Source organism: Maribacter confluentis, from assembly GCF_030505015.1.
GTDB lineage: Bacteria > Bacteroidota > Bacteroidia > Flavobacteriales > Flavobacteriaceae > Maribacter > Maribacter sedimenticola.
Genome location: NZ_JAUKUC010000013.1, coordinates 1 through 23,546 on the forward strand (window position 1 = coordinate 1; position 23,546 = coordinate 23,546).

The 23,546-nt window shown below is 37.4% G+C and carries 19 protein-coding genes and 5 pseudogenes; 11 read left to right on the forward strand and 13 right to left on the reverse strand.

Translation table 11 applies throughout. The annotated features are described in order from the left end of the window. Positions 1–9 precede the first annotated feature (9 nt). The 5 genes and pseudogenes from gcvT to Q2T41_RS20445 all read right to left on the reverse strand — a co-directional run bounded on the left by gcvT (position 10) and on the right by Q2T41_RS20445 (position 5,281). Positions 10–1,099 (reverse strand): annotated as a pseudogene (gene gcvT / locus Q2T41_RS20425) (glycine cleavage system aminomethyltransferase GcvT). Positions 1,100–1,184: 85 nt separating this feature from the next. After that, a pseudogene (gene thrC, locus Q2T41_RS20430) lies at positions 1,185–2,486 on the reverse strand (threonine synthase). A gap of 17 nt (positions 2,487–2,503) precedes the next feature. Then, a pseudogene (locus Q2T41_RS20435) lies at positions 2,504–3,016 on the reverse strand (homoserine kinase); the annotation flags it as partial. A gap of 10 nt (positions 3,017–3,026) precedes the next feature. After that, positions 3,027–4,165, reverse strand: a pseudogene (locus tag Q2T41_RS20440) (pyridoxal phosphate-dependent aminotransferase); the annotation flags it as partial. 15 nt (positions 4,166–4,180) lie between these two features. Continuing rightward, entirely contained in the window at positions 4,181–5,281 is a 1,101-nt protein-coding gene (locus Q2T41_RS20445; protein ID WP_089262271.1) for a fatty acid desaturase family protein, read from the reverse strand. Between the two features lie 119 nt (positions 5,282–5,400). Here Q2T41_RS20445 and rsmG point away from each other — a divergent pair, with 119 nt between their 5' ends. Then, positions 5,401–6,036 (forward strand): 16S rRNA (guanine(527)-N(7))-methyltransferase RsmG, encoded by a 636-nt coding sequence (rsmG, locus tag Q2T41_RS20450; protein ID WP_304435143.1) that lies wholly within the window; start codon positions 5,401–5,403, stop codon positions 6,034–6,036. Between the two features lie 564 nt (positions 6,037–6,600). Here rsmG and Q2T41_RS20455 read toward each other — a convergent pair. The 5 genes from Q2T41_RS20455 to Q2T41_RS20475 form a co-directional block, all read right to left on the reverse strand. Further along, positions 6,601–7,113: a DinB family protein gene (locus Q2T41_RS20455; RefSeq protein ID WP_304435142.1), complete on the reverse strand. Its 513-nt coding sequence runs from the start codon at positions 7,111–7,113 to the stop codon at positions 6,601–6,603. Between the two features lie 110 nt (positions 7,114–7,223). Then, the gene (gene pruA, locus Q2T41_RS20460) at positions 7,224–8,852 is read right to left on the reverse strand and encodes an L-glutamate gamma-semialdehyde dehydrogenase (RefSeq protein WP_304435141.1); all 1,629 of its coding nucleotides are present in this window, start codon (positions 8,850–8,852) and stop codon (positions 7,224–7,226) included. Between the two features lie 83 nt (positions 8,853–8,935). After that, a complete protein-coding gene (gene apaG / locus Q2T41_RS20465) occupies positions 8,936–9,322 on the reverse strand; it encodes a Co2+/Mg2+ efflux facilitator ApaG/CorD (protein ID WP_089262263.1) in 387 nt (128 codons plus the stop codon). Between the two features lie 2 nt (positions 9,323–9,324). Continuing rightward, on the reverse strand, positions 9,325–10,449 hold the full coding sequence (locus tag Q2T41_RS20470; protein ID WP_304435140.1) for a DUF3667 domain-containing protein: 1,125 nt from the start codon (positions 10,447–10,449) through the stop codon (positions 9,325–9,327). A 25-nt stretch (positions 10,450–10,474) separates the two neighbouring features. Further along, entirely contained in the window at positions 10,475–11,716 is a 1,242-nt protein-coding gene (locus Q2T41_RS20475) for a type IX secretion system plug protein (protein WP_304435139.1), read from the reverse strand. A gap of 153 nt (positions 11,717–11,869) precedes the next feature. Here Q2T41_RS20475 and Q2T41_RS20480 point away from each other — a divergent pair, with 153 nt between their 5' ends. From Q2T41_RS20480 to Q2T41_RS20515, 8 genes are all read left to right on the forward strand, one after another. After that, positions 11,870–13,222 carry a Na(+)-translocating NADH-quinone reductase subunit A gene (locus Q2T41_RS20480; RefSeq protein WP_304437403.1) on the forward strand — a complete coding sequence of 451 codons (1,353 nt, stop codon included), beginning with the start codon at positions 11,870–11,872 and terminating at the stop codon, positions 13,220–13,222. A 3-nt stretch (positions 13,223–13,225) separates the two neighbouring features. Further along, positions 13,226–14,506 (forward strand): NADH:ubiquinone reductase (Na(+)-transporting) subunit B, encoded by a 1,281-nt coding sequence (locus Q2T41_RS20485; protein ID WP_144801769.1) that lies wholly within the window; start codon positions 13,226–13,228, stop codon positions 14,504–14,506. A 2-nt stretch (positions 14,507–14,508) separates the two neighbouring features. Next, positions 14,509–15,261, forward strand: a complete 753-nt coding sequence (locus Q2T41_RS20490; RefSeq protein WP_304435138.1) for a Na(+)-translocating NADH-quinone reductase subunit C — start codon at positions 14,509–14,511, stop codon at positions 15,259–15,261. 1 nt (position 15,262) lies between these two features. Then, on the forward strand, positions 15,263–15,910 hold the full coding sequence (locus Q2T41_RS20495) for an NADH:ubiquinone reductase (Na(+)-transporting) subunit D (RefSeq protein WP_304435137.1): 648 nt from the start codon (positions 15,263–15,265) through the stop codon (positions 15,908–15,910). Between the two features lie 21 nt (positions 15,911–15,931). Next, positions 15,932–16,690, forward strand: a complete 759-nt coding sequence (gene nqrE, locus Q2T41_RS20500; RefSeq protein WP_089262249.1) for an NADH:ubiquinone reductase (Na(+)-transporting) subunit E — start codon at positions 15,932–15,934, stop codon at positions 16,688–16,690. Positions 16,691–16,692: 2 nt separating this feature from the next. Next, on the forward strand, positions 16,693–18,000 hold the full coding sequence (gene nqrF / locus Q2T41_RS20505) for an NADH:ubiquinone reductase (Na(+)-transporting) subunit F (protein WP_089262247.1): 1,308 nt from the start codon (positions 16,693–16,695) through the stop codon (positions 17,998–18,000). A 71-nt stretch (positions 18,001–18,071) separates the two neighbouring features. Further along, positions 18,072–18,434, forward strand: coding sequence for a DUF8840 domain-containing protein (locus Q2T41_RS20510; RefSeq protein WP_304435136.1), 363 nt, complete (start codon positions 18,072–18,074; stop codon positions 18,432–18,434). Beyond that, positions 18,431–19,438, forward strand: a complete 1,008-nt coding sequence (locus Q2T41_RS20515; protein WP_304435135.1) for an FAD:protein FMN transferase — start codon at positions 18,431–18,433, stop codon at positions 19,436–19,438. Before Q2T41_RS20510 ends, Q2T41_RS20515 begins: the two co-directional genes overlap by 4 nt. Here the strand turns inward: Q2T41_RS20515 and Q2T41_RS20520 are convergent, their stop codons facing one another. From Q2T41_RS20520 to gpmI, 3 genes and pseudogenes are all read right to left on the reverse strand, one after another. Continuing rightward, a complete protein-coding gene (locus Q2T41_RS20520; RefSeq protein ID WP_304435134.1) occupies positions 19,439–20,203 on the reverse strand; it encodes a class I SAM-dependent methyltransferase in 765 nt (254 codons plus the stop codon). A gap of 9 nt (positions 20,204–20,212) precedes the next feature. Next, positions 20,213–21,031: a type I methionyl aminopeptidase gene (gene map / locus Q2T41_RS20525; RefSeq protein WP_304435133.1), complete on the reverse strand. Its 819-nt coding sequence runs from the start codon at positions 21,029–21,031 to the stop codon at positions 20,213–20,215. A gap of 30 nt (positions 21,032–21,061) precedes the next feature. Then, positions 21,062–22,578 (reverse strand): annotated as a pseudogene (gene gpmI, locus Q2T41_RS20530) (2,3-bisphosphoglycerate-independent phosphoglycerate mutase). 238 nt (positions 22,579–22,816) lie between these two features. On the opposite strand from gpmI, the gene Q2T41_RS20535 reads away from it, so the two are divergent. Together Q2T41_RS20535 and Q2T41_RS20540 are read left to right on the forward strand one after the other, a co-directional pair. Continuing rightward, positions 22,817–23,137 (forward strand): hypothetical protein, encoded by a 321-nt coding sequence (locus Q2T41_RS20535; protein ID WP_304437553.1) that lies wholly within the window; start codon positions 22,817–22,819, stop codon positions 23,135–23,137. 2 nt (positions 23,138–23,139) lie between these two features. Next, positions 23,140–23,274 carry a hypothetical protein gene (locus Q2T41_RS20540; protein ID WP_304437554.1) on the forward strand — a complete coding sequence of 45 codons (135 nt, stop codon included), beginning with the start codon at positions 23,140–23,142 and terminating at the stop codon, positions 23,272–23,274. Positions 23,275–23,546 lie beyond the last annotated feature (272 nt).

The window sequence follows — 23,546 nt, forward strand, 5'->3', positions numbered from 1 at the left end:
AAAAATCGATCATTTGGCTTTGTAAAATGGCAATTTGACCACTGTTGCAGGAATGGCCTTCTTTCGGATTTGGATTTGGATTTTGCTACCGTATGCTGAAAATACCGTAGGTACGTAACCTAAACTATACCAGTTCCCATAGAAGGGGACATTGTACCGGAGGTTACGGTACCAATAGTTTTTCCATTTCCATCTACAATATCGTACCCATGTCTTGGTATACCTCGTTCATCCAATTCAAAAGCGACCAATTTTCGTTCCGGGCCGTGTTTCTTTTCTTTTTCCAGAGCCTCTGAATTGACGAAATCCTTAGTGAATTTAGTGATCCAGCCCAAGCCTGCTTCAAATGGGGAAGTTGTATCATCAATATCATTTCCATATAGGCAATACCCCATTTCCAAACGTAAGGTGTCCCTAGCGGCCAATCCGATCGGCTTTATTCCAAATTCGGCTCCCGCTTCAAAAACCTTGTCCCAAATTTGTTTTACCTCCTCGTTCTTACAATAAATTTCAAATCCACCGGAGCCTGTATAGCCCGTTGCAGAAATAATAACATGGTCTATACCGGCAAAATCAGCCACCTCAAAATGATAAAATTTTTATAGTAGATAAGTCAATGGAAGTAAGTGATTGCATAGCTTCAACTGCTTTTGGACCTTGTATGGCCAAGAAGGGAGTAATCTTCAGAAATATTGCGCATATCTGCATTGAATTCCTTGTTATAAGCAGCAATATGTGCCCAATCCTTATCAATATTGGAAGCGTTAACGACCAATAGATATTGATCATCCTTTATGCGATAAACAATAAGATCATCTACAATACCACCCGTTTCATTGGGCATGCAGCTATATTGTGCCCTTCCTATGGTTAATTTTGAAGCATCGTTGGAAGTTACACGCTGTATAAGGTCCAATGCATTGGGACCGGATATTAAAATTCTCCCATGTGCGAAACATCAAAAACCCCAACACCGTTCCGTACCGTTTCGTGTTCGGCATTTACCCCTTCGTACGAAACTGGCATATTGTATCCGGCAAAAGGAACCCATTTTTGCCCCTAGCAATTCATGTGTTGTAGTAAGTGCTGTATTTTTCATCTTCTATATTTATCGACCTTACAAATTTATCGAAAATAAATAGAAGCAATTCTGACAAATTAGCTATTTAGGAAAATATTGTCAACTACAATTTTAGCTTATGATTTTTCAAATACTGCTTTAAATCTTGGTAAGTGGCAATTTTAATAGATGCTTTGTTCTTGCCCATAACCCGTAATATCTGGCTAGAATTTCCAGTTTTTCCGTTAGGGTATCCTCAACGACATCCAGAAACTTTACAGGGTGTGCGGTTTCAGGAATATACCATATACATTTGGGTGTTGCTCTTGGTATTTCCTTAAGCCTAAATAACCTACGGCACCATGAGGGTCGGCAATATACCCGTTAATAGCATATATTTCTTTCAAAGCTTGCTTGGTTTGCACATCATTAAGGAGTAGGAGGATAAGTTATCCTTTAATGTTTCATAATTATCTTGGAATAAATGACGAATACGGATGAAATTACTTGGGTCGCCAACATCCATTGCATTTGATATGGTAGCGGTAGATGGTTTTGGACTATATTCCTTTGTCATCATATATTGGGGTACGGTATCGTTTACATTGGTGGCGGCTATAAAATGTTTAACCGGCATTCCTAAACGTTGAGCCACGAAACCAGCACAAATATTACCAAAATTTCCAGAAGGTACAGAAAATACAATGTCCTTTCCTTTGGATTTCGCTGCTTGTACGCAAATAAAAATAAAATAGTTGGGGAAGCCATCTGGCAACATTGATAGAGTTTGCCGATGTTAATTTTAGATGTTGTAGCAAATCCTTGTCCAAGAATGATTTTTTACCATTGCTTGGCAATCATCAAAAGTGCCGTCTACCTCTAAGGCAGTAATATTTTGTCCTAAGGTGGTCAATTGTCGTTCTTGAATATCACTGACTTTTCCACTTGGGTAAAGTATGACCACGTTTACTCCATCTACGCCTAAAAAGCCATTGGCAACTGCACCTCCCGTATCACCGGAAGTAGCGACCAATACGGTAACCTCTTGTTTATGGGACCGTGAAAAATTAACCAAGGCATTGAGCCATAAATCTTGCGCCAACATCTTTAAAGGCCATGGTGGGGCCATGGAAAAGTTCTAAGGTGCCAATATTTGGAGTTATATCGACTACAGGGAAATCAAAGTCCAACACTTCTTTTAAAATACCTCTAAGAATATCATCAGGTATGGTTTCTTCTACGAATTGACGAATGGCGGTAAAGGCGATGTCTTCATTGGATAAATTTTCAATAGTCTCAAAAAACGACTTAGGTAAGGAATTTATCTGTTTGGGAAATATAATCCTTTGTCCGGGGCAATACCGTTGACTACGGCAACATCAAATGATACAACTGGCGCTTTGCCATTTAAACTATAGAATTTCAAGATGACTATTTTTTAGGTTATAAAAATGTGAGATTTTTAAAGGGACGTACGCCGTCCGTATTAATTTTGGATACATGGATCTCATAGGCAATGCCAATTTTCATATACCAACTTCATGGCATTACCGACTTTGATGGCGGTTTCTTTTCCTTTACTAAAGGCAAATATGGATGGTCCCGACCCAGAAATTCCAGAGCCAAGGGCACCGGCAGATTAAAGCTGTTTTTTTGACCTCGTCAAATCCGGGGATGAGTATGGAACGTATGGGTTCAACAATATGATCTTCCAAAGATCTGCCGATAAGGCGTAGTCCTCCTTAAAAAGTCCTGCAATTAGACCTCCAACATTTCCCCATTGTTTTATTCCTGTTTCCATTGAAATTGTTGTTTTCAAGATTTTTCTGGAATCAGATGTCTTAATTTCTATTTGTGGATGTATTATGGTAATAAATAGTTCTGATGGTGCCGGTATGGTAATAATGTCCAACGGCTGTAGCTGCGCACTAGGGTAAACCCACCAAATAGGGCAGGGGTCTTTTACTGAGGCAGCGTATGATATACGAATACAATTTCCATTACCAAATGCATCGCCTGTAACGGTGGCAACATTGGCAGCCTCTAAAATATACATGGAAAAATCAGAAGCGTTATTTATTGTTGTACTATTGAATGTCTTGCCAAAAAGGAAGTTACATCTGGGTATACATAGAACGCCCCTTCAGGCTCATTGCATTTAAAACCTTCAATATCGTTCAATAGGTCCAATATTAATTTGCGACGTTCCTTGAACTCATCTACCATATACTGAATACGGTCTGGAGATTCTTCCAATGCTGTAATTACCGCACGTTGTGCAATACAGTTTGATCCACTGGTAACTTGGCCCTGTAGTTTGTTGGTAGCTCTGGCAATATATGCTGGTGCACCAATATATCCTATTCGCCATCCGGTCATAGCAAATGCCTTTGCAACACCATTTACCGTTATAGTGCGATCGTACATGTCCTCAAACTCTGCCATAGAAGCATGTTTTGTGACACCATAATTAATATGTTCGTAAATTTCATCACTTACCACAATGATTTGCGGGTGTTTTTGTAACACATCGGCCAAGGCACGTAACTCCTCTTTACTATATATAGAGCCGCTAGGATTACAAGGTGAGCTATACCAAAGCATCCTGGTTTTAGGCGTTATGGCCGCTTCCAACTGCTGTGCGGTCATCTTAAAATCGTTCTCCAAGGTTGTAGGAACTTCCACGGGGACCCCATCTGCCAGTTTTACAATATCACTATAACTTACCCAATATGGACAAGGTAAAATAACTTCGTCACCAGGGTTCAAGATTACCTGGGCTACATTGTACAATGATTGTTTTGCACCTGCGGATACAACAATTTGTGCAGGGTCATAAGTAAGGTTATTATCTCTTTTGAATTTAGTGATAATTGCCTTTTTTAAATCTACATACCCATCTACTGGAGAGTATGAGTTGTAGTTGTCGTTGATGGCCTTTATAGCCGCCTCCTTAATATAATCAGGAGTATTAAAATCCGGTTCGCCTAAACTTAAGCCAATAATATCTTTTCCAGCGGCTCTTAATTCACGGGCCTTTGCAGCCATTTCTAAAGTAGCTGACGGTGTAACACTGTTAATCCTATCCGAAAGTTGATTGCTCATAGGTACTTTAAATTTCTAATATTGTAATGAAGGCTCCTTGCCTAATTCCTTTAAATGTTTAAAGTGCGAAATTATAGCTTTTCTGGTAGTTTTATACTCGTGGTATGGCAAATTAAACTCCTGTGCGGTCTGTTTCACAATTTTGGAAATTTTTGTGTAATGTACATGACTGATATTTGGAAAGATATGGTGCTCTACTTGATGGTTCAGGCCACCGGTAAACCAGTTTACGATCTTGTTCTTAGTTCCAAAATTGACCGTAGTAAACAATTGGTGAATGGCCCAAGTGTTTTTCATTGTTCCGGATTGATCTGGTAACGGAGTGTCCGCATCATCTACAATATGTGCAAGTTGAAAAACGACACTAAGGATAACACCCGCTACATAATGCATTAGAAAAAAGCCGATCAATATTTTCCACCAAGCAATATCCAATATTAGCATGGGAATAACGATCCAAATAGTAATGTATAAAATTTTGGTAATGATCAATGTACTCCAATTTAATGTGGCGCTCGGTAGTTTTCCATATGATAATTTACGTTTCATATATCGGTACATTTGCTGAAAATCTGTAGTAATGGCCCAATTGAAGGTCAATAGGCCGTATAGGAAAACAGAGTAAAAATGTTGAAATCTATGGTGTTTTTTCCATTCGGCATGTTTGGAAAAACGTAATATTCTACCAGCTTCCATATCCTCATCATGTTCATGGATATTGGTATAGGTATGGTGTAATACATTATGCTGTACTTGCCAATTGTATACATTGCCGGCCAATATGTAAATACTGCTGCCCATTAGTTTGTTTACCCATTTTTTATTGGAGTATGCACCATGGTTGCCATCGTGCATTACGTTCATGCCCACACCTGCCATACCAATTCCCATTACTATTGTTAAAAGTAAATTGGCCCAAGTGGGCAAGCCTAATGTCAATATTAAAAAATAGGGAGCAAGGAAAAGGGTGAACATTACTACCGTTTTAAGGTGTAATTTCCAGTTTCCTGTTTTTTTCAACTTATTGGTTTTAAAATAATCGTTTACTCTGCTGTTCAAGGTCTTGAAGAACTTTGCAGAATCCGTTCTTGAAAAACGTATGGTTTTTTGTTCCATAATGGGGTAATATTAATTTTTTATAACTTAAATGAATGTATAATAGTTTGATAGCTTAATTAAAAGCGAAATCTTTGCAAAAGTGAATATACTAATAAAATCTATTTACAAAGATACGGATGACTGTTGAAACCATATTTGAATATTTTCCCAATTTATCGGAAAACCAAAAAGATCAATTTAAGAAGTTAGAAGAATTATATAAGGATTGGAATCAAAAGATTAACGTGGTATCCAGAAAAGATATCGATGAATTATATCTTAGACATGTCTTACATTCTTTGGCTATTGCAAAATTCACTTCGTTCAATAATGGAGCTTTAATATTGGATGTGGGTACCGGAGGTGGTTTTCCTGGTATACCTTTGGCCATTTTATTTCCTGAAGTTCATTTTACCTTGGTAGATTCCATAGGAAAAAAAATAAAGGTGGTCAATGAGGTTGTTGAAGGTTTGCAGTTGACCAATGTTACTACCGTTAATAAGCGTGTAGAGGAAATACCTGGGCAATTTGATTTTATTGTGAGTAGGGCGGTTGCCGCTATGCCCACCTTTGTACATTGGGTCAAAGGAAAAATAAAAAAAGAGTCCGAACATGAAATCCGTAATGGAATACTGTATTTAAAGGGAGGGGATTTGATAGAGGAACTTAAGGATTACAAGACGGCCAAAATTTATGATTTGGCGGATTATTTCAAGGAAGATTTTTTTGAAACTAAAAAAATGGTGTATCTCCCCTTAAAATTTAAGAGGTAGTATACATTGTGTTTAAATATTTACAGGCTAAAGGCTTGGTAGTAAGCTCTTCTGTATTTTTGAACGAATAGTTTTACAGCGTTCCAAGTTGCAATATGGAAACTAGCTTTTTTGACAATCTTTGTTGAAGTTTTCATAGCAGACTAAATTTAAGGTGAACTTGAATTTCGTAAATTTACTTGTAATTTACAATTAATTAACGTTAAATTTACATTGATATTGTGTTTATCGTTATTGTGCTTATTTATAAATAGACCTTCGCCGTTTTAAACTATTCACCTATTATGATTTTTGTTCATATAAAATCCGTAGCATGGTAAAAAATTGGAATTGATAGAAATATTAAAGAATTTTTTTTTTCAATTAACCATTGCATTTAAAAATTATCTACAGTGATGTATTTTAGGTTGTAGTCCTTATAAGAGCAAGCAGTATGTAGGGCAATTGGCTTTGTTGTAAAAACAGTTTTTTGGAAGGTTCCATGAAAGATAAATAGTTTTGCAAAAGAAAAAGCCTTCAATCAATGAATGATTAAAGGCTAGAATTACTTAATACTTTTTGATGTTATTTGCTCCAAGGTGGAACAATATCGTTTGATCTGGCATAAGCTATTAGTTGTCCTTTATGTTCGCCATTATGTTCCATAATCGCAAGAAGTCCGCCTAATTTATTTGCTTTCATAAACCCAAAATCCACTTCATCGTTTAATTGTCCGTCCTCTACCATAGTAATCTTTTCAAGGACAAAATCATTGGATTTTTTTAATGCCGCTATAATATTTTCCTTACCGGTTATTTTGCCCAAGTTCATTACATCGACATCTTCTGGGGGAGCAAAACCCAGTTTAGAGGCTAGAAAATAATTTCCGCCCGCTACATGTAATAAAGCCTCGCCAACCGAATTGACCCCTTCCGTAGGTCGCCAATCATATTTATCGTCAGGGAAAGCTTCAGCAAGTTGTATAACTTGAGATTGGTTACCGGCTAAAACCGCCTTAATGGTGTTTTGTGCCAGTTCATCCTGTGCATATGAAATACAGGAGCAGCATACTGCAAGTAACAATAGTAACTTTTTCATAATTAGTGTGTTAAGTGAGAAATAAGAAATTGATTAATTCTTCAATGTACCTCTTTATTTTTAGATTTTCAATAAAAAAGGCCGAATTCAATTTCGGCCTTTTTTAAAAATTACCCTAAAAAGGGATATCTATAATTTTCTGGGGTGACAAAGGTCTCTTTTATTAACCTTGGGGAAACCCAGCGCAATAAGTTTTGTGCGGACCCAGCCTTATCGTTTGTTCCGGATGCTCTTGCGCCACCAAACGGTTGCTGGCCAACTACGGCTCCGGTAGGTTTGTCATTAATATAGAAATTACCTGCGCAATTCTGTAACGCCTTGGTAGCCTCTTCAATAGCATATCTATCCTTTGAAAGTACTGCGCCTGTCAAAGCATATTCAGATGTTGTGTCTATCAATTCAAGGGTTTTGCTCCATTCTGCATCATCATAGATATATACGGTAACTACAGGGCCAAAAAGTTCCGTTTCCATAGTTGTGTATTTTGGGTCAGTAGTTACGATCACGGTAGGTTCAATGAAATAACCTTTTGTTTTATCATAATTACCTCCGGCAACAATTTCTGCTTGGGTATCTTTTTTGGCCTGGTCAATATATTTGGCCAATTTATCAAAAGAGCCTTCGTGGATAACTGCTGTTATAAAGTTGGACATATCTTCTGGAGAACCAGGTTTGTTGAAAGAATCGATATCCGCTTTAACCAAGTCCAAAATTTGCTTAGATGTGGATTTGGGAAGATAAACCCTAGACGCCGCACTACATTTTTGACCTTGGAATTCAAATGCCCCCCTGGATATTGCCGTAGCAACTTGTTTGGTGTTTGCTGTAGGGTGTGCTAAAATAAAATCCTTGCCACCGGTCTCCCCAACAATTCTTGGATAGGTTTTGTAGGTATCTATATTGGTTCCAATTTGTTTCCACAATGATTTAAATACATGGGTGGAGCCAGTAAAGTGAATTCCCGCAAAATCTGGACTTGCCAGTACGGTATCCGTAATCATTACCGGGTCTCCATATACCACATTGATTACCCCGTCCGGTATACCGGCCTCTTTAAAGATATCCACGATAACCTTTGCTGAAAATATCTGACTATCGCTAGGTTTCCAAACCACAACATTGCCCATTAGGGCAGCACTTGCTGGTAAGTTACCGGCAATTGCGGTAAAGTTAAAAGGTGTAATTGCGTATACAAAGCCTTCAAGTGGTCTATATTCCACTCTGTTCCAAATTCCTGCAGCTGATGCGGGTTGCTCAGCATAGATTTGGGACATGTATTCCACGTTGAACCTTAAAAAATCAATTAGTTCACAAGCAGCATCTATTTCAGCTTGGTGTATATTTTTTGACTGGGCGATCATTGTAGCCGCATTGATCTTTGAACGGTAAGGACCTGCGATCAAATCGGCCGCTTTTAAGAATATAGAGGCACGTTGTTCCCAACTTACACGGGCCCATTCCTCCCTAGCGGTAAGGCAATTGTCAATGGCATCTTGAATATTCTTTTTTGTAGCCGTATGGTAGGTGCCAACTATATGCTGATGGTCGTGAGGTGGTGACATAGGTTTTGTATTTCCAGTACGCACTTCATCAGGACCTATATACATAGGTATATCTATTTGGTCATTATAATATGCTTTATATTGTTCCAGAACCAATGCCCTTTCAGGACTGCCTGGAGCGTAGCTTTTAATTGGTTCGTTAATAGCTTTTGGAACTTGAAAAAAACCTTTTCCCATTGTCAAATTTTTTAAATTAAAAAGTTGACCAAAGGTACTAAAACGGTGTTGGACTTAAAACTAATAAGTAGTTTAAAAAAGTGTTAGTTCAGGGCAAATGGGGCACTAAACTTAAATGTGGGAATGTAAACCCTAAATTTTTCTGAGGTGTTAAAATTGGACATGTTGTAGTGACCTTTCATGGCACCGATAGGTGAAGTCAATAAGCAACCGGAATTATAGGTATGTGATTCTCCTGGTTGGATAACAGGTTTTTTTCCTATAACGCCTTCACCATCCAATGTTTCCATATCATTTAGGGAATCATATATTTTCCAATGGCGAGATGTGAGCTGTACTGCATCCTTACTTTGGTTTTCAATGCATATGGTATACCCAAATGCATAATGCATTTTGTAGTTTTTAAAGAACGTACCTTCAAAACTGGTCTGAACCGATATTTTTATGCCCTTGGTTACCTGTGTGATCATACTTAATATGTAAATACGCTAGCAGCTATTAAAATTGTTATTGCAATGATTCCTAAAATTATAAAAACAGAATTCAGGAATACATATTTTATAATCGTTTTAAATCGTCCTTGTTGATAGAAATTTCGCATTGCCTTGTACAGATAGAGGGCGAAAATCATTATAAAAATACCCTCACTGCTAAAGTTGAAAATGGCATTTACCAAATAGCTAACAATGAGCAAGATAAATAATAACGATTGATTGTGAAAACTAAAGATTAAATGATCGGTATAAGTGTGTTTTTTTCTGATGTAGGCCAACCATATGAACAAAGAAAAGAAAGGTAGAAAGAAGAATGTGGCAAAGGGTGATTTTGAAATTAAGGTATTTACGAAAGTACCCGGTCTTTTTTCTATTTCCACCAAACTGTTGGATAGGTTGTATGCCATTTCATTCTCGGTAGAGTTGGCCAGATTGTATTTGGCTACACTTTCCGTGAAACTAAATATCGTATCATTTTTAATAGCGGCATTGAAGAACTGTATCTTGTTAAAAAATCTTTCAGTAACCCCATCGTTATTTATATTTTTAAAATAAAGAACTGGGTTGGAAAGGATTATGGAATCTTTATTATTGATTTTATTGCCAATGTACTGTTGTTTTTTCAACGAGTCTATAGCGGCCAATGCTTGTTTCTTTTCTTCTTCAGAATCAAATTCTATGTTATTGATCTGCTTTTGGAAATTGAAGATGGATTCCTTGTTTTCCAACCCAAATTTGTTCAAATTTTCAAATTCACCGCTAATACTGATCAATAGAAAATAAATTATGGCCAGGCTTAGTAAAAATCTAAAAGGATTGGTGTAAGAAAGGCGTTTACCCGCAATATAGTCCCTCGTTATTTTTCCTGGCCTTAAAAGAAGCGCGGTAAGCGTTTGTAGGATTTTGGAGTCATAAGAAAGGATATTGGTAAAATACTCTTCAAAAAAATCTAAAAGTGAAAGTTTTTTAGTGCTGTTTGCTTGGGAACAATTTGGGCAGTATTTATCGCTAAGGTCTAAGGGATGACCACAATTAAGGCATTCAACGCCTCTATATTGCAATTTGTATCTGCCGGTTGTTCTGGTGGTTGGTGGGTTTTTCATAAGCGATGAAAAACGTAAAGATACATTAGTTGGTTATATTTCTTGAATTGGCGGATCCTACGCCAATAATACTGTCGTACATATCTCCAAAATTTCTGTAATAAACCAAAATAACATAATTATTTTCGGTAAAGTGGAAATTTCCGTCTACGGCGTTCAAATCTATACCCTTATTGTTTTTTAATACATATTTATAATTGTAGAATCCTTGCTTCATTTTAATAGTTGCTTCCATCATGCCCGTATTCTCGTTGTAGATCATTTTGTTTTCATCAGTCAATGCATAATTATTATATTTTCCAAAAACGTATACATCGTCCAATGCTATATATTCGGTATAAGGCAGGCTAAAATGAACCAAGGAATACTCAGCTTCCCTAGAAGCATCGTCACCTTGTAATGTTCGGATAACGAAATCTCCGTTAATATCGGGAAAATAGGTGTATGACTGGTCGTTCCTTGGGCTATCCGCAAATAGGTAATGGTTGTACAGGTCAGAAAGTTCTATACTGGATATTTGGGAACTAGGCGCTCTAAGGTCGCTCGTATCGAACAGTAAATATTCGTTACCACCATAAAATGCAGTTTCTTGGTCGTATTTATAAACAAGTTCACTGCCAATGGTGTATTGTGGAGATATGTCATATATGGCTGTAGGCCAGTAATAATTTTGTAGAATGGCTACCTTGATCTCTTTTTTGGGGTTCACCAAACGTAAACTACTGGGCTGAATAGTAAACTGGACCACTTGCTTTTCGTTCAAGTAATTAAAATCGCGCGAACGTTTAATACTGCCTCCCACATTGACCAAATCCTTATAGACGACAAATCTTCTTGAAAACTGTAGTTCGTAATTGTTGTTGTAGATTTCAATTAGATAGTTGCCGCTTACCTTGAGCCGTACATTGTCATTAGGTATGGTCAATTGATAATTGCTATAAGTCTCTAAAGTTGTGTAACTGTTTTCATAATTGATGATACGTTGATTGTCCACCCCATCAAGATACTGGGATTTTAAAAGTGCAGATTTGTTCCAATCGTAATCACAATGTGTAATTTTATAATAATAGTCCTGTTCATTGGCCAGTATATCATCAAATTCAAGGTAAATAGGCTCGCCTATTTTTATTATGGGAAATTGATCGTCCGTTGGACCTTTAAATATGATGGATTTAATATGGTTTGGCGGATTTACCTCTTCCTGGACCTGTGCGGCAGCGTTTTGAAGAAATACCAATAGTATAATAAGTTTAACGAAATAACGCATTTAATAGCTTTTTATGTGGTAAAGGTAAACAAAAACGATACCTAAAAAATATAGCTCGTTGTATTGTCTAAATTATGGGGTAATAATTATGAAAACGAAGTTTTTGTACTTAAATTTGCGTCAAATTTTGTTAACCTAAAGGTCTACACGCAAATGTCCAAAGACATACGAATTAAAAAAGGGCTCAATATTAACCTGGTGGGCGCCGCGGAACAAGCTACTTCAAAAGCTGTTCTAAGTAATGTTTACGCAATTCAGCTTAGTGATTTTCATGGTATTACCCCTAAGATGTTGGTAAAGCAAGGTGCCGAAGTCAAAGCCGGTGAGCCGCTGTTCTATAATAAGAATATAGAAGAAATGCTTTTTGTTTCTCCAGTAAGTGGTGAGCTTATTGAGATAGAAAGAGGGGATAGAAGACGCATTTTGACATTGAAAATCTTGGCAGACAAAACACAGGAGTCCATTACAGGGTCTGTGTTAGATGTGGAAAAAGCGTCTAAGGCAGAGATCAAAGCTTCATTGTTAAAAGGTGGATGCTGGCCGTTCATTAAGCAACGTCCTTATGATGTTATCGCTAATCCTGATACTACGCCAAAATCAATCTTTGTTTCAGGCTATGCCAGTGCCCCGTTACAGGCAAATGTAAATTATGTACTGCAGGGCAAGGAAAAGGAATTGCAGGCAGCAATTACCGCATTGGGTAAATTGACGCCGGGTAAAGTCCATGTGTCCGTAGATGCTAAGGGAACTTCTCCTTTGTCAACTTTAAAAGGGGTGGAATTACATAAAGTATCCGGTCCACATCCGGCAGGTTTGGTCGGTACCCAGATCAATAGAATAGACCCAATCAACAAAGGGGAATTGGTATGGACGGTATCTCCCCAAGATTTGGTTATTATTGGCGAATATTTACTTACAGGAAAATATAATGCGGAACGTATTGTTGCTCTTGTGGGATCTTCGGTTAAAGTGCCTAAATATTATCAAACCAAAATTGGTGCGGAAATTTCTACCTTTTTATATGCCAGTGGTGTAAATGAAGAAAATTTTCGTGTAATCAATGGTGATGTGTTAACCGGTTCCAAAAGTAGGCCAGATGGTTATTTAGGAACTTATAATAATACGGTAACCGTAATACCAGAGGGTGATGACTATGAGTTTTTTGGATGGAACAAGCCAGTATTCAATAAAATTTCAGCTACCAGGGCATTAACGTTTTCATGGTTACAGCCAAATAAAAAGTATGATTTAACGACCAATACCAATGGTGAGCACAGGGCGTTTGTGGTAACTGGCCAGTATGAGGAGGTTTTTCCTTTGGATATTTATCCTATGCAGCTTTTAAAAGCGTGCATGGTAAAGGATTTGGATGAGATGGAACAGTTGGGCTTATATGAAGTGGCTCCAGAAGATTTTTCGTTAACGGAGTTTATATGTATTTCCAAACAACCACACCAAAAAATTATTCGTGAGGGGTTAGATTTATTGCAAAAAGAAATAGGATAAGAAATGAGTTTAAAAAGTAAATTACACGAACTTAAACTAAAGTATCAGGGTAAAAAGATGGCGCCTGCCTTCAACGCTTTTCATACTTTTTTGTTTGCGCCGGATGAAACTACCCATGCAGGTGGTACACACGTAAAAGCGGCAGATGATTTAAAACGAACAATGAACACGGTAATCATGGCTTTGATACCGGTGTTGATATTTTCTATGTTCAATGCCGGGTATCAGCATTACTCTGCCATAAATGGATTTCCTGCGGATTTTTCATTAATGAACGATTTCCTTACTTGGGACAATTTTTGGATAGGTATTATAAAAGTATTGCCGTTAGTGGTGGTTTCCTATGGTGTAGGTCTTATAGTGGAATTTATATTTGCCGTTATCAAGGGTCATGAGGTTGAGGAAGGGTATTTGGTTACCGGTATGTTAGTTCCTCTAATCGTGCCTATAGATACTCCGTTATGGATGTTGGCCGTAGCCGTAATATTCGGTGTGGTAATCGGTAAAGAGGTTTTTGGTGGTACCGGAATGAATATTTTGAATCCGGCATTGACAATTAGGGCCTTTTTATTCTTTGCTTACCCTACATGGATGAGTGGTGATAAGGTATGGGTACATGGTGCACGTGAGCGATCGGAGGAAATTTTGGCCGGTGCTAATTTGGACGCTATTTCAGGAGAAACAATTTTAGGATATCTGGCACAGAATAAAGGAGCGGAAATGTCCTATTCCGTATCGGATATGTTTTATGGTTTTATTCCTGGTTCTGTAGGTGAAACCTCTGCTTTTCTTATTCTTTTGGGTGGATTATTCTTGATTTTTACCAAAATTGCCAGCTGGAGAATTATGGTAAGTGCCGTAATTGGTTCATTGGTAATGGGCTTTATTTTTAACCAGGTAGTAGATTTGGGATGGGTTGCAGAGTCTAGCAAATTTTATGGTTTAATGAGTTTTGAGTTTTGGAAACATCTCATTGTTGGTGGACTAGCATTTGGAATTGTCTATATGGCTACTGATCCGGTAACGGGATCCCAGACCAATAAGGGCAAATGGTATTATGGTTTCTTTATTGGGTTTATTTCCGTAATGATTCGTGTATTCAATCCAGCATATCCAGAAGGGGTGTTCTTGGCTATCTTATTAATGAACGTATTTGCACCAACTATAGACCATTATGTGGTACGGGGTAATATTAAAAGAAGAATGAACCGATTAAAAGATGCTACGATCTATCCAAAGGATTCAGATGGTAAAGCAGAAGAACTTAAAGCTGAAACAGTTTAATTATGGCAATTAGTACAGATAAAAACAGTTATACCGTAATTTTTGCGGCCGTTATGGTTGTGGTCGTAGGGTCGATTCTAGCTTTTTTGGCATCGGCATTGCGTCCAAATATCAAAGAGAACGAGCGTTTTGAAAAACAGCAGAACATTCTTTACGCTATGGGCGTAAATGAAAATGGAGATGACGCAGGTAGTGTTAATTTTATACCTACGGATGTTGTAGAGGATGAGTTTGCAAGTTACATCAAGGAACAATTGGTGATCCAAGGTGATCAGATTACCCAAGATGATGAAGCATATTTAATTGATTTAAAAAAGCAATTGGCCAATATAAAAAAAGGCGAAGATTATAAGTTGCCCGTATTTATAGGAGAAAAGGATGGAAAGAATTTTTATATCATTCCTATGTACGGTAAAGGGCTTTGGGACGCTATTTGGGGCTTTATCGCATTAGATAATACAATGACCGTTCAAGGTGTCTATTTTGACCATAAAGGAGAGACTCCCGGTTTAGGTGCTAATATCAAGATGCGTTATTTTATGGATGACTTTAAAGGGGAAACCATTTTAAAAGGCACCCAGTATGCGGGTATTGATGTTGCCAAAGGAAACAATGACCCTTTAAACAATACCAAAGACGATAATGAAGTAGACGCCTTGGCAGGTGCTACGATCACAGGTAACGGTGTATCCGCAATGATCAGGGAAACCGTTAAATTATACAAACCTTATTTAGAAACCATTAGAGCAAAGTAATATGGCACTACTCTCAAAAAAAGATACAAATCTAATTACGGATCCGCTTGCGGATAATAACCCTATCACCATTCAGGTATTAGGTATATGTTCTGCCTTGGCTATTACGGCAGAATTAAAAGCGTCATTGGTAATGGCTATTTCGGTAATGTTCGTTTTAGGAGCAGGTAACGTAGTTATCTCCTTAATGAGAAATATAATTCCGTCAAAAATTAGAATCATCGTTCAGTTGATCGTTGTGGCAACATTGGTAATTATAGTGGATCAGGTCTTAAAAGCTTTTGCCTATGAGTTGAGTAAAACGTTAGCTGTATTCGTTGGTCTTATTATTACGAACTGTATAATCATGGGGCGTTTTGAAGCATTTGCTTTGGCTAACGGACCATGGCGTTCATTTTTAGATGGTATAGGTAACTCTCTAGGTTATGGTGTAATCCTGGTTATAGTTGGGTTCTTTAGGGAGCTTTTAGGTTCAGGAACACTGTTTGGTATTCCTGTGCTTGGGGATCCTATATCCAAAACCGGATTATATGCTACTGGTTATGAGAACAATGGTTTCATGATTATTCCTCCGGCCGCCTTAATTGTAGTAGGTATTATAATCTGGGTACAGCGTTCAAGGAATCCTGCACTTGTAGAAGAGAATTAAACAGACATTTAAGTAGAAATTATGTTAGAACATGTAGAATTATTTTTTAAGTCCATCTTTATTGATAACATGGTATTTGCTGTGTTTTTAGGGATGTGTTCTTATTTGGCGGTATCCAAAAAAGTGGCTACTGCGGTTGGTTTAGGTGCTGCTGTAATATTCGTATTGGCGGTTACGGTGCCTTTAAATTGGTTGTTGGATAAATACTTGTTACAAGATGGTGCATTGGTTTGGTTAGGTCCAGAGTATGCCGAATATAACCTTAGCTTTCTATCCTTTATTTTATTTATAGCAACCATAGCTACTATGGTACAATTAGTAGAAATTGTGGTAGAAAAATTTTCTCCTTCATTATACAATTCACTTGGTATATTCTTGCCATTGATTGCGGTAAACTGTGCAATTTTAGGCGGATCACTATTTATGCAGGCTAGGGAAATTGAAACATTGGGCTTGGCATTTAATTACGGGGTTAGTTCCGGTATAGGTTGGTTCTTGGCTATTTTGGCGATTGCGGCAATACGAGAAAAAATCAGATACAGTAATGTACCTGCACCTTTAAGAGGGCTTGGAATAACTTTTATCATTACCGGTTTAATGGGAATCGGTTTTCAAAGTTTTGGGGGAATGTTGACTGGCGGTGGCGAGGAGACGGAAGAAGCTACCGAACAAGTAAACCAAGTACAACAATTGGAGGTTGTTGAACCTAAGGAAGAGATTGTAGAAAAGAAAACTGAAGTTGACGAAAAGGTCATTTCTTATAACGACGTAAAAAAATAAATATGATTTTAGCTGCAAGTACTGGCGGAACTATACTAATAACCGTTGTCGCATTTCTAATACTATTAATGGTATTGGTTGCATTACTTCTGTTTACAAAACAAAAATTATCTCCTTCTGGTCCTGTGACCATAACCATTAATGGGGAAAAGAAGATAGAAGTGGCCTCTGGTGGTTCATTATTGTCCACTTTGGGGAACCAAAAAGTGTTTTTACCCTCCGCTTGTGGTGGTGGCGGAACATGTATTCAATGTGAGTGTCATGTTTTATCTGGTGGTGGTGAGGCCTTACCTACTGAAACTCCTCATTTCTCCAAAAAAGAATTGAATCATGGTGCACGTTTAGCTTGCCAGGTCAAGGTAAAGCAAGACATGGAAATTACCATTCCTGAAGAAGTATTCGGTATTAAGAAATGGCCTGCAAAAGTGGTGCGTAATTATAACGTTGCTTCTTTTATTAAGGAATTTGTAGTCGAAATTCCTGAGGATATGGGCTATAAAGCTGGCGGTTATATCCAAATTGAGATTCCTGAGTGTGAGGTAAAGTATGCTGATATCGATATTACTGCGCACCCAGAGGAACATGAAACTCCGGATAAGTTTCAAGCTGAGTGGGATAAGTTCAATCTTTGGCCTTTGGTAATGAAGAATCCGGAAACTGTTGAGAGAGCTTATTCAATGGCTTCTTTCCCTGCTGAGGGTAGAGAAATTATGTTGAACGTACGTATTGCTACTCCGCCATGGGATCGTGCTAAAAATGGTTGGATGGATGTTAACCCTGGTGTTGCGTCGTCTTATATCTTTAACTTGAAGCCTGGTGATGAGTGTACAATATCTGGTCCTTACGGTGAATTCTTCATCAATGAATCAGATTCAGAAATGTTGTACGTAGGTGGTGGTGCAGGTATGGCGCCCATGCGTTCTCATTTATATCATCTATTCAAAACCTTAAAGACAAAGAGAAAAGTAACATACTGGTATGGTGGTCGTTCCAAGAGAGAATTGTTCTATTTAGATCACTTCTATAAATTGGAAGAGGAATTTCCAAACTTTAAATTCTACTTGGCATTATCCGAACCTCTAGAAGAGGATAATTGGAAAGTAAAAGAGAATATAGATGCTCCCGGTGATGGTTTTGTAGGATTTATTCATAATTGTGTAATAGATAACTATTTAAGTCACCATGAATCTCCTGAGGATATCGAGTTGTATTTCTGTGGTCCTCCCTTGATGAACAAGGCCGTTCAAAAAATGGGAGAAGATTTCGGTATTCCAGATGAGCATATCCGATTTGACGATTTTGGCGGATAGATTATAACTATCTGATTTTAAATAACATAACCGATATACTTTATATCGGTTTTTTTGTAAAAAAGAATGAAATGCACGTTTTAACTGAACAGGAATTACATAATTTGGCCATGAACATTGTGGGCAAACAGTTAGAGGATGATGGTTTTGAGTTTTTGGCTGTAAACAGTGAGCTGCGTAAGAACCCGCAATTTGTATGTATAAAGGAAAAAAAAATGCGTTTTGTGGTGGTCAAGGCTATAGAATATCCTGCTGATCCAAAGGACATGGATTTTTTTATGTCAGACCTTAAGAAAATGAAAGAGCATGCGCTTAAATTTGAAGCTACCACTTTTTATGCAGGTGTAGGTTTGGTCAATGCGGCAGACCATAATTTACCGGTATACTTAAACGAAGAATATATTGTTGATTTTGATGGTTTGGTAGAGATATGAGAAAATGGCTTTTAGTAATATTGATAATATCGGTTTGTGGGGTATCCTGTAAAAAAGAAGGCAATTTTAGAAGTGATTATTCTGGAGGTGCATTGGGAACATCATATAATATAGTTGTTATATCCGATGAAAAAATCAACGTACAAAATGAAATAGATTCCGTTTTTACGGTTATCAACCGATCATTGTCCACTTATATTCCAAATTCTGATATTTCAAAAATCAATAATGGGGATACGACTTTGGTGGTAGATCACATGTTTCAGGAAGTTTTTAAGCTTGCAAAAGATATTCATTTGAATACACGTGGATTTTTTGACCCTACTGTTGGTACTTTGGTAAATGCATGGGGTTTTGGGCCAGAGCGCCAAATAACTATGGATAGTGCAAAAGTGGATAGTCTTTTACAATACGTGGGTTTTGATAAAGTGTCTTTGACTGCTGAAAATTACGTGAAAAAAACTGCACCTAACATATATATAGATTTTAATGCAATAGCTAAAGGCTACTCCATAGACCGACTTGCAACAATGTTAGATGCCAAAGGTGTGCAAAATTATTTAATTGAGGTTGGTGGTGAACTAGTGGCAAAAGGTAAAAATACCTTAAAAGGAAAATCTTGGGTGGTGGGTATAGATGATCCAGAGATGATGGTTGATAGAAAGGCCAAGATACTCATTAATCTAAACGATCGCGCATTGGCTTCATCTGGTAATTATAGAAAATTTAGGATTGATAATTCAACAGGTAAAAAGTATGTTCATACCGTAAATCCTAAAACAGGTTTTACTCAAATTTCCAACACATTGGCCGTGACTATTTTGGCAGATAATTGTGCAACTGCTGATGCTTATGCTACCGCTTTTATGGCCATGGAATTGGATGAAGCTTTTAAACTGGTAGCGGAAAATGAAACGTTAGAGGCTTATATCATTTATTCCGATGAATTTGGCGAAACACAGGAATTTTTGACCAAAGGTTTCAAGGATGTGGTAGTTCACTGATCATTTACGAACAAAGGGTATAATTTCGCCTTCTGCCAACCTGTATCTATCAATTTCCCCAGGCGATAGTTCATTGGTATACGCTATTTCGGTAACCGTAAAGCCAGCGCTTCTCAGCTTATTAAAGTAATCTTTACCATAAATACGTACATGGTCGTATTGACCAAATATTTTTGCACGTTCAACCTTATCCACAATGGTATTATCTTCAAATGTACGTTCACGGTCTAGTTCCTGTGGTACTTGGAATATTCCCCAGCCACCTGGTTTCATAACCCTATAAAGTTCTTTCAGTGCCTTGGTGTCGTCAGGAATATGTTCAAGTACATGGTTGCATAGAATAACATCAAAGGTATCGTCATTGAATGGCAAATTGCAGATATCCGCTTTAACATCTGCCAATGGGGAATTTAAGTCTGTAGTAACATAATTTAAGTTTTTCAGTTTTTTAAATCGCCTATAGAATGCTTGTTCAGGGGCAAAATGTAAGACATGTAAAGGAGCGGAGAAAAAGTCTGTATCGTTTTTTAAAAATAACCAAAGTAACCTATGACGTTCCAAGGATAGGGTAGAAGGTGATAAAACATTTTCGCGGGGATGTTCATAACCATAAGGCAAAAAGCTACGAAATTTCTTTCCGTCTATAGGGTCTTCATAGGAATTACCACGGTAATAAATTTGAAAGAAAGGTTTAACCAAATAGCTTAATGATATCAGTACAGGTCTGGGAACAAGGTTTAGAAAAAATTTAAAAATTTTCTTCATCTACCTTGTTTAATTTGCTATTGGAGATGCCCTAAATTCATCTTCTTCATTGCTTTCAATACCTAATTCGTCGTAAATATATTTAAATGTGGAAAGTAGCTCTGGCTTACCGTTTACGATGGCAACATTATGTTCAAAGTGTGCACTGGGCTCACCATCAGCTGTTAAAATTGTCCAGCCATCCTTTAATTGTTTAATATGTTTGGTGCCCATATTGGTCATAGGTTCAATTGCGACCGTCATTCCTTCCACAAATTTTTTGCCCCTTCCGCGCCTACCATAATTTGGCATTTCTGGATCTTCGTGCATTTTTCTGCCCAATCCGTGACCAACAAGTTCACGTACCACACCATAGCCATGTTCTTCAGTGAATTTTTGTATGGCATAACCTACGTCCCCAACTCTATTGCCTACTTTAAATTCACGAATACCTACATACAGGGATTGTTTGGTAACCTCTAATAATCTTTTAATTTCAGGAGAAACCTCACCAACTTCAAAAGTGTAGGCATGGTCGCCATAAAAATCATTTTTAAGCGCCCCACAGTCAATAGAAATAATATCCCCGTCTACCAATGGTTTGTCATTAGGAATTCCGTGTACCACCTGTGCATTGGGGCTCATGCATAGCGAATTGGGAAAATCATACAAGCCTAGAAAACCGGGTACCGCGCCGTGGTCACGGATAAAGGCTTCCGCTAATGTGTCTAATTGCAGGGTAGTGACGCCAGGTTTAACTTCTGCTGCGAGCATACCCAATGTTTTGGAGACAATCAATGCACTCTCTCGCATCAATTCAATTTCTTCGGCTGTTTTTATTTTAATCATACGTTCTATAAAATGGGAAAACCTAAAATACTAAACCAATGAATGTTGGGTCATATATTTAGATTTTTCTACACCCATTAGTTTTAAAATGGTAGGAGCAATATCCCCCAATACGCCATCATTTATTTTTTTAATATCCTTATCCACCAAAATAAGAGGAACGGGTTTGTGGTGTGGGCCGTATTTGGACTTCCGTCCGCATTAATCATGGTTTCACAGTTACCATGATCTGCAATGACCAATACGGTATAGTCGTTTGCTAATGCCGTAGTAATTACATCTTTGGCACATTCATCTACGGTTTCACAAGCTTTTATGGCTGCTTCCATTACACCGGTATGTCCAACCATATCTGGATTGGCAAAGTTTAAGCAGACAAAAGTCTACTTCACCTTCCTGTAGCTCAGGAATGATTTTGTCCCTAATTTCATAAGCGCTCATTTCTGGCTTTAAATCATAGGTAGCAACTTTTGGGGAAGGGCATAATATGCGAGATTCTCCATCAAAGGGCACTTCTCTTCCGCCATTAAAGAAAAAGGTAACATGTGGATATTTCTCCGTCTCCGCTATGCGTATTTGTTTTTTACCAGCTTTGGATAAAACTTCTCCAAGGGTTTCAACAATATTATCTTTGTTGTAGACCACTTTTACCCCAATGAACGATTCATCATAATTGGTCAAGGTTACATAATAAAGTTTTAATTTATGCATGTTCAGTTCATGCATATCTTCTTGGCTTAGTACTTGAGTAAGTTCTCTTCCCCTATCTGTTCTAAAATTAAAAAATATGACCACATCGTCTTCCATTACACTTGCTATGGGTGTACCATCTGTAGTGGTCATCACGATTGGTTTTATAAACTCGTCCGTTATTTCATTATCGTAACTGCGTTGAATACTTGCGCCTATATCCGTAGATTTTTCACCTACCGCATTTACTATGACATCATATGCTTCTTTTACACGTTCCCAACGTTTGTCACGATCCATTGCATAATATCTTCCAACGACCGTTGCCAATTGGGTATTTTTATCTGCGGAAAATTGTACTAAATCCTCTAAAAAACCTTTGCCACTTTTTGGATCTACATCCCTACCATCGGTAAATGCATGTATATACATGTTTTTTACCCCGGAAGCGTACCCTGCATTAATAAGGCCCTTAATATGGTTGGTATGACTGTGTACGCCACCATCACTTACCAAACCTAAGAAATGTACATTCTTATTGTTCGTCTTTGCATATTCAAAAGCATCTTTTAGAACTTGCTCGTCCTTAAGGGTATTCTCTTTGACAGCTTTGTTTATTTGGCCAAATCCTGATAGACAATTCTACCTGCACCCAAGTTCATATGGCCAACCTCGCTATTGCCCATTTGTCCTTCCGGTAAGCCAACGTTCATACCGTCGGTCAACAAATTGGAGTTAGGATAATTGGTATATAGACTATCAATAAATGGAGTGTTTGCTTTATCTACTGCAGATACTGCAGGGTCTGGAGATTTTCCCCAACCGTCCAATATCATTAAGATTACTTTCTTGTTCATCTTTACTTAGGTTTAGATGGCAAAAATACTATGTTCTACTTAGTTAAGCTACTAGAAAACCCGCCTTTTTTAGATCTGGCGCTATTTTCAAACAGGCAAGTTATAATTTTGGTCTTTTGTGATATTTACAGATTTTTAAGGGGGTTCAATAAATTTATTATAACCTAAATAATATATGTGGTCATAAAGGGTCAAATGCCCCGTCTTTGTTAAAGTTTAGTTATAAGTCTGTTAAAGCATGAAACATTTTTTCATTGTAGACGTCTTTTCTATAGAATCAATTCATCAATTAAAATCAATCATCATGAAAAAAACAGTGTTAACTATCGCTATGGTAATTTTTGCCATGGGGGCCAATGCTATGGCCAAAGAATCCAACAGATTAACAACTTCTGAAACAACACATCTAACAAGAGTTGTTGAAGTAAATACCTTTTGCAAAGCCGTTATACAGGGCGATATTGCAATGGTGAAAAAAATGATTGCCATGGGCGAGGATGTAAATCAAAAATCTTTGGGGATGACTCCGCTTATGTTCGCTGCAAGTATAATAAAGTAGAAGTGCTATCACTCCTAATTCAAAATGGTGCGGATATCAAGGCTGTTAGCAACCAAGGGTTTACTGCCAAAAGGTATGCGGAGCTTTCAAATGCTAAGGAAGCCTTACAAATTATTGAAGTAGCACTAGGGAATTAAAGCTAATAGCTGTATCAATTAACTTGATAAAAAAGCCATTGCATATATTGTAATGGCTTTTTTATTGCCTTTGCTCAATGGTAGGCTTAACATAAATTAGGTAACATTAAAATTAACGTATCACCATATACATTTTAGAAATGTTAAATATTTATTATTTCTTTCTTAAATTAAATTATTGTCATTTATTATAGTTTAATTTTATTTTATCAATAATTTAAATCAATTTAAAAGAAATAATTATGAAAAAATCAATTTCAATTTGATGTTGG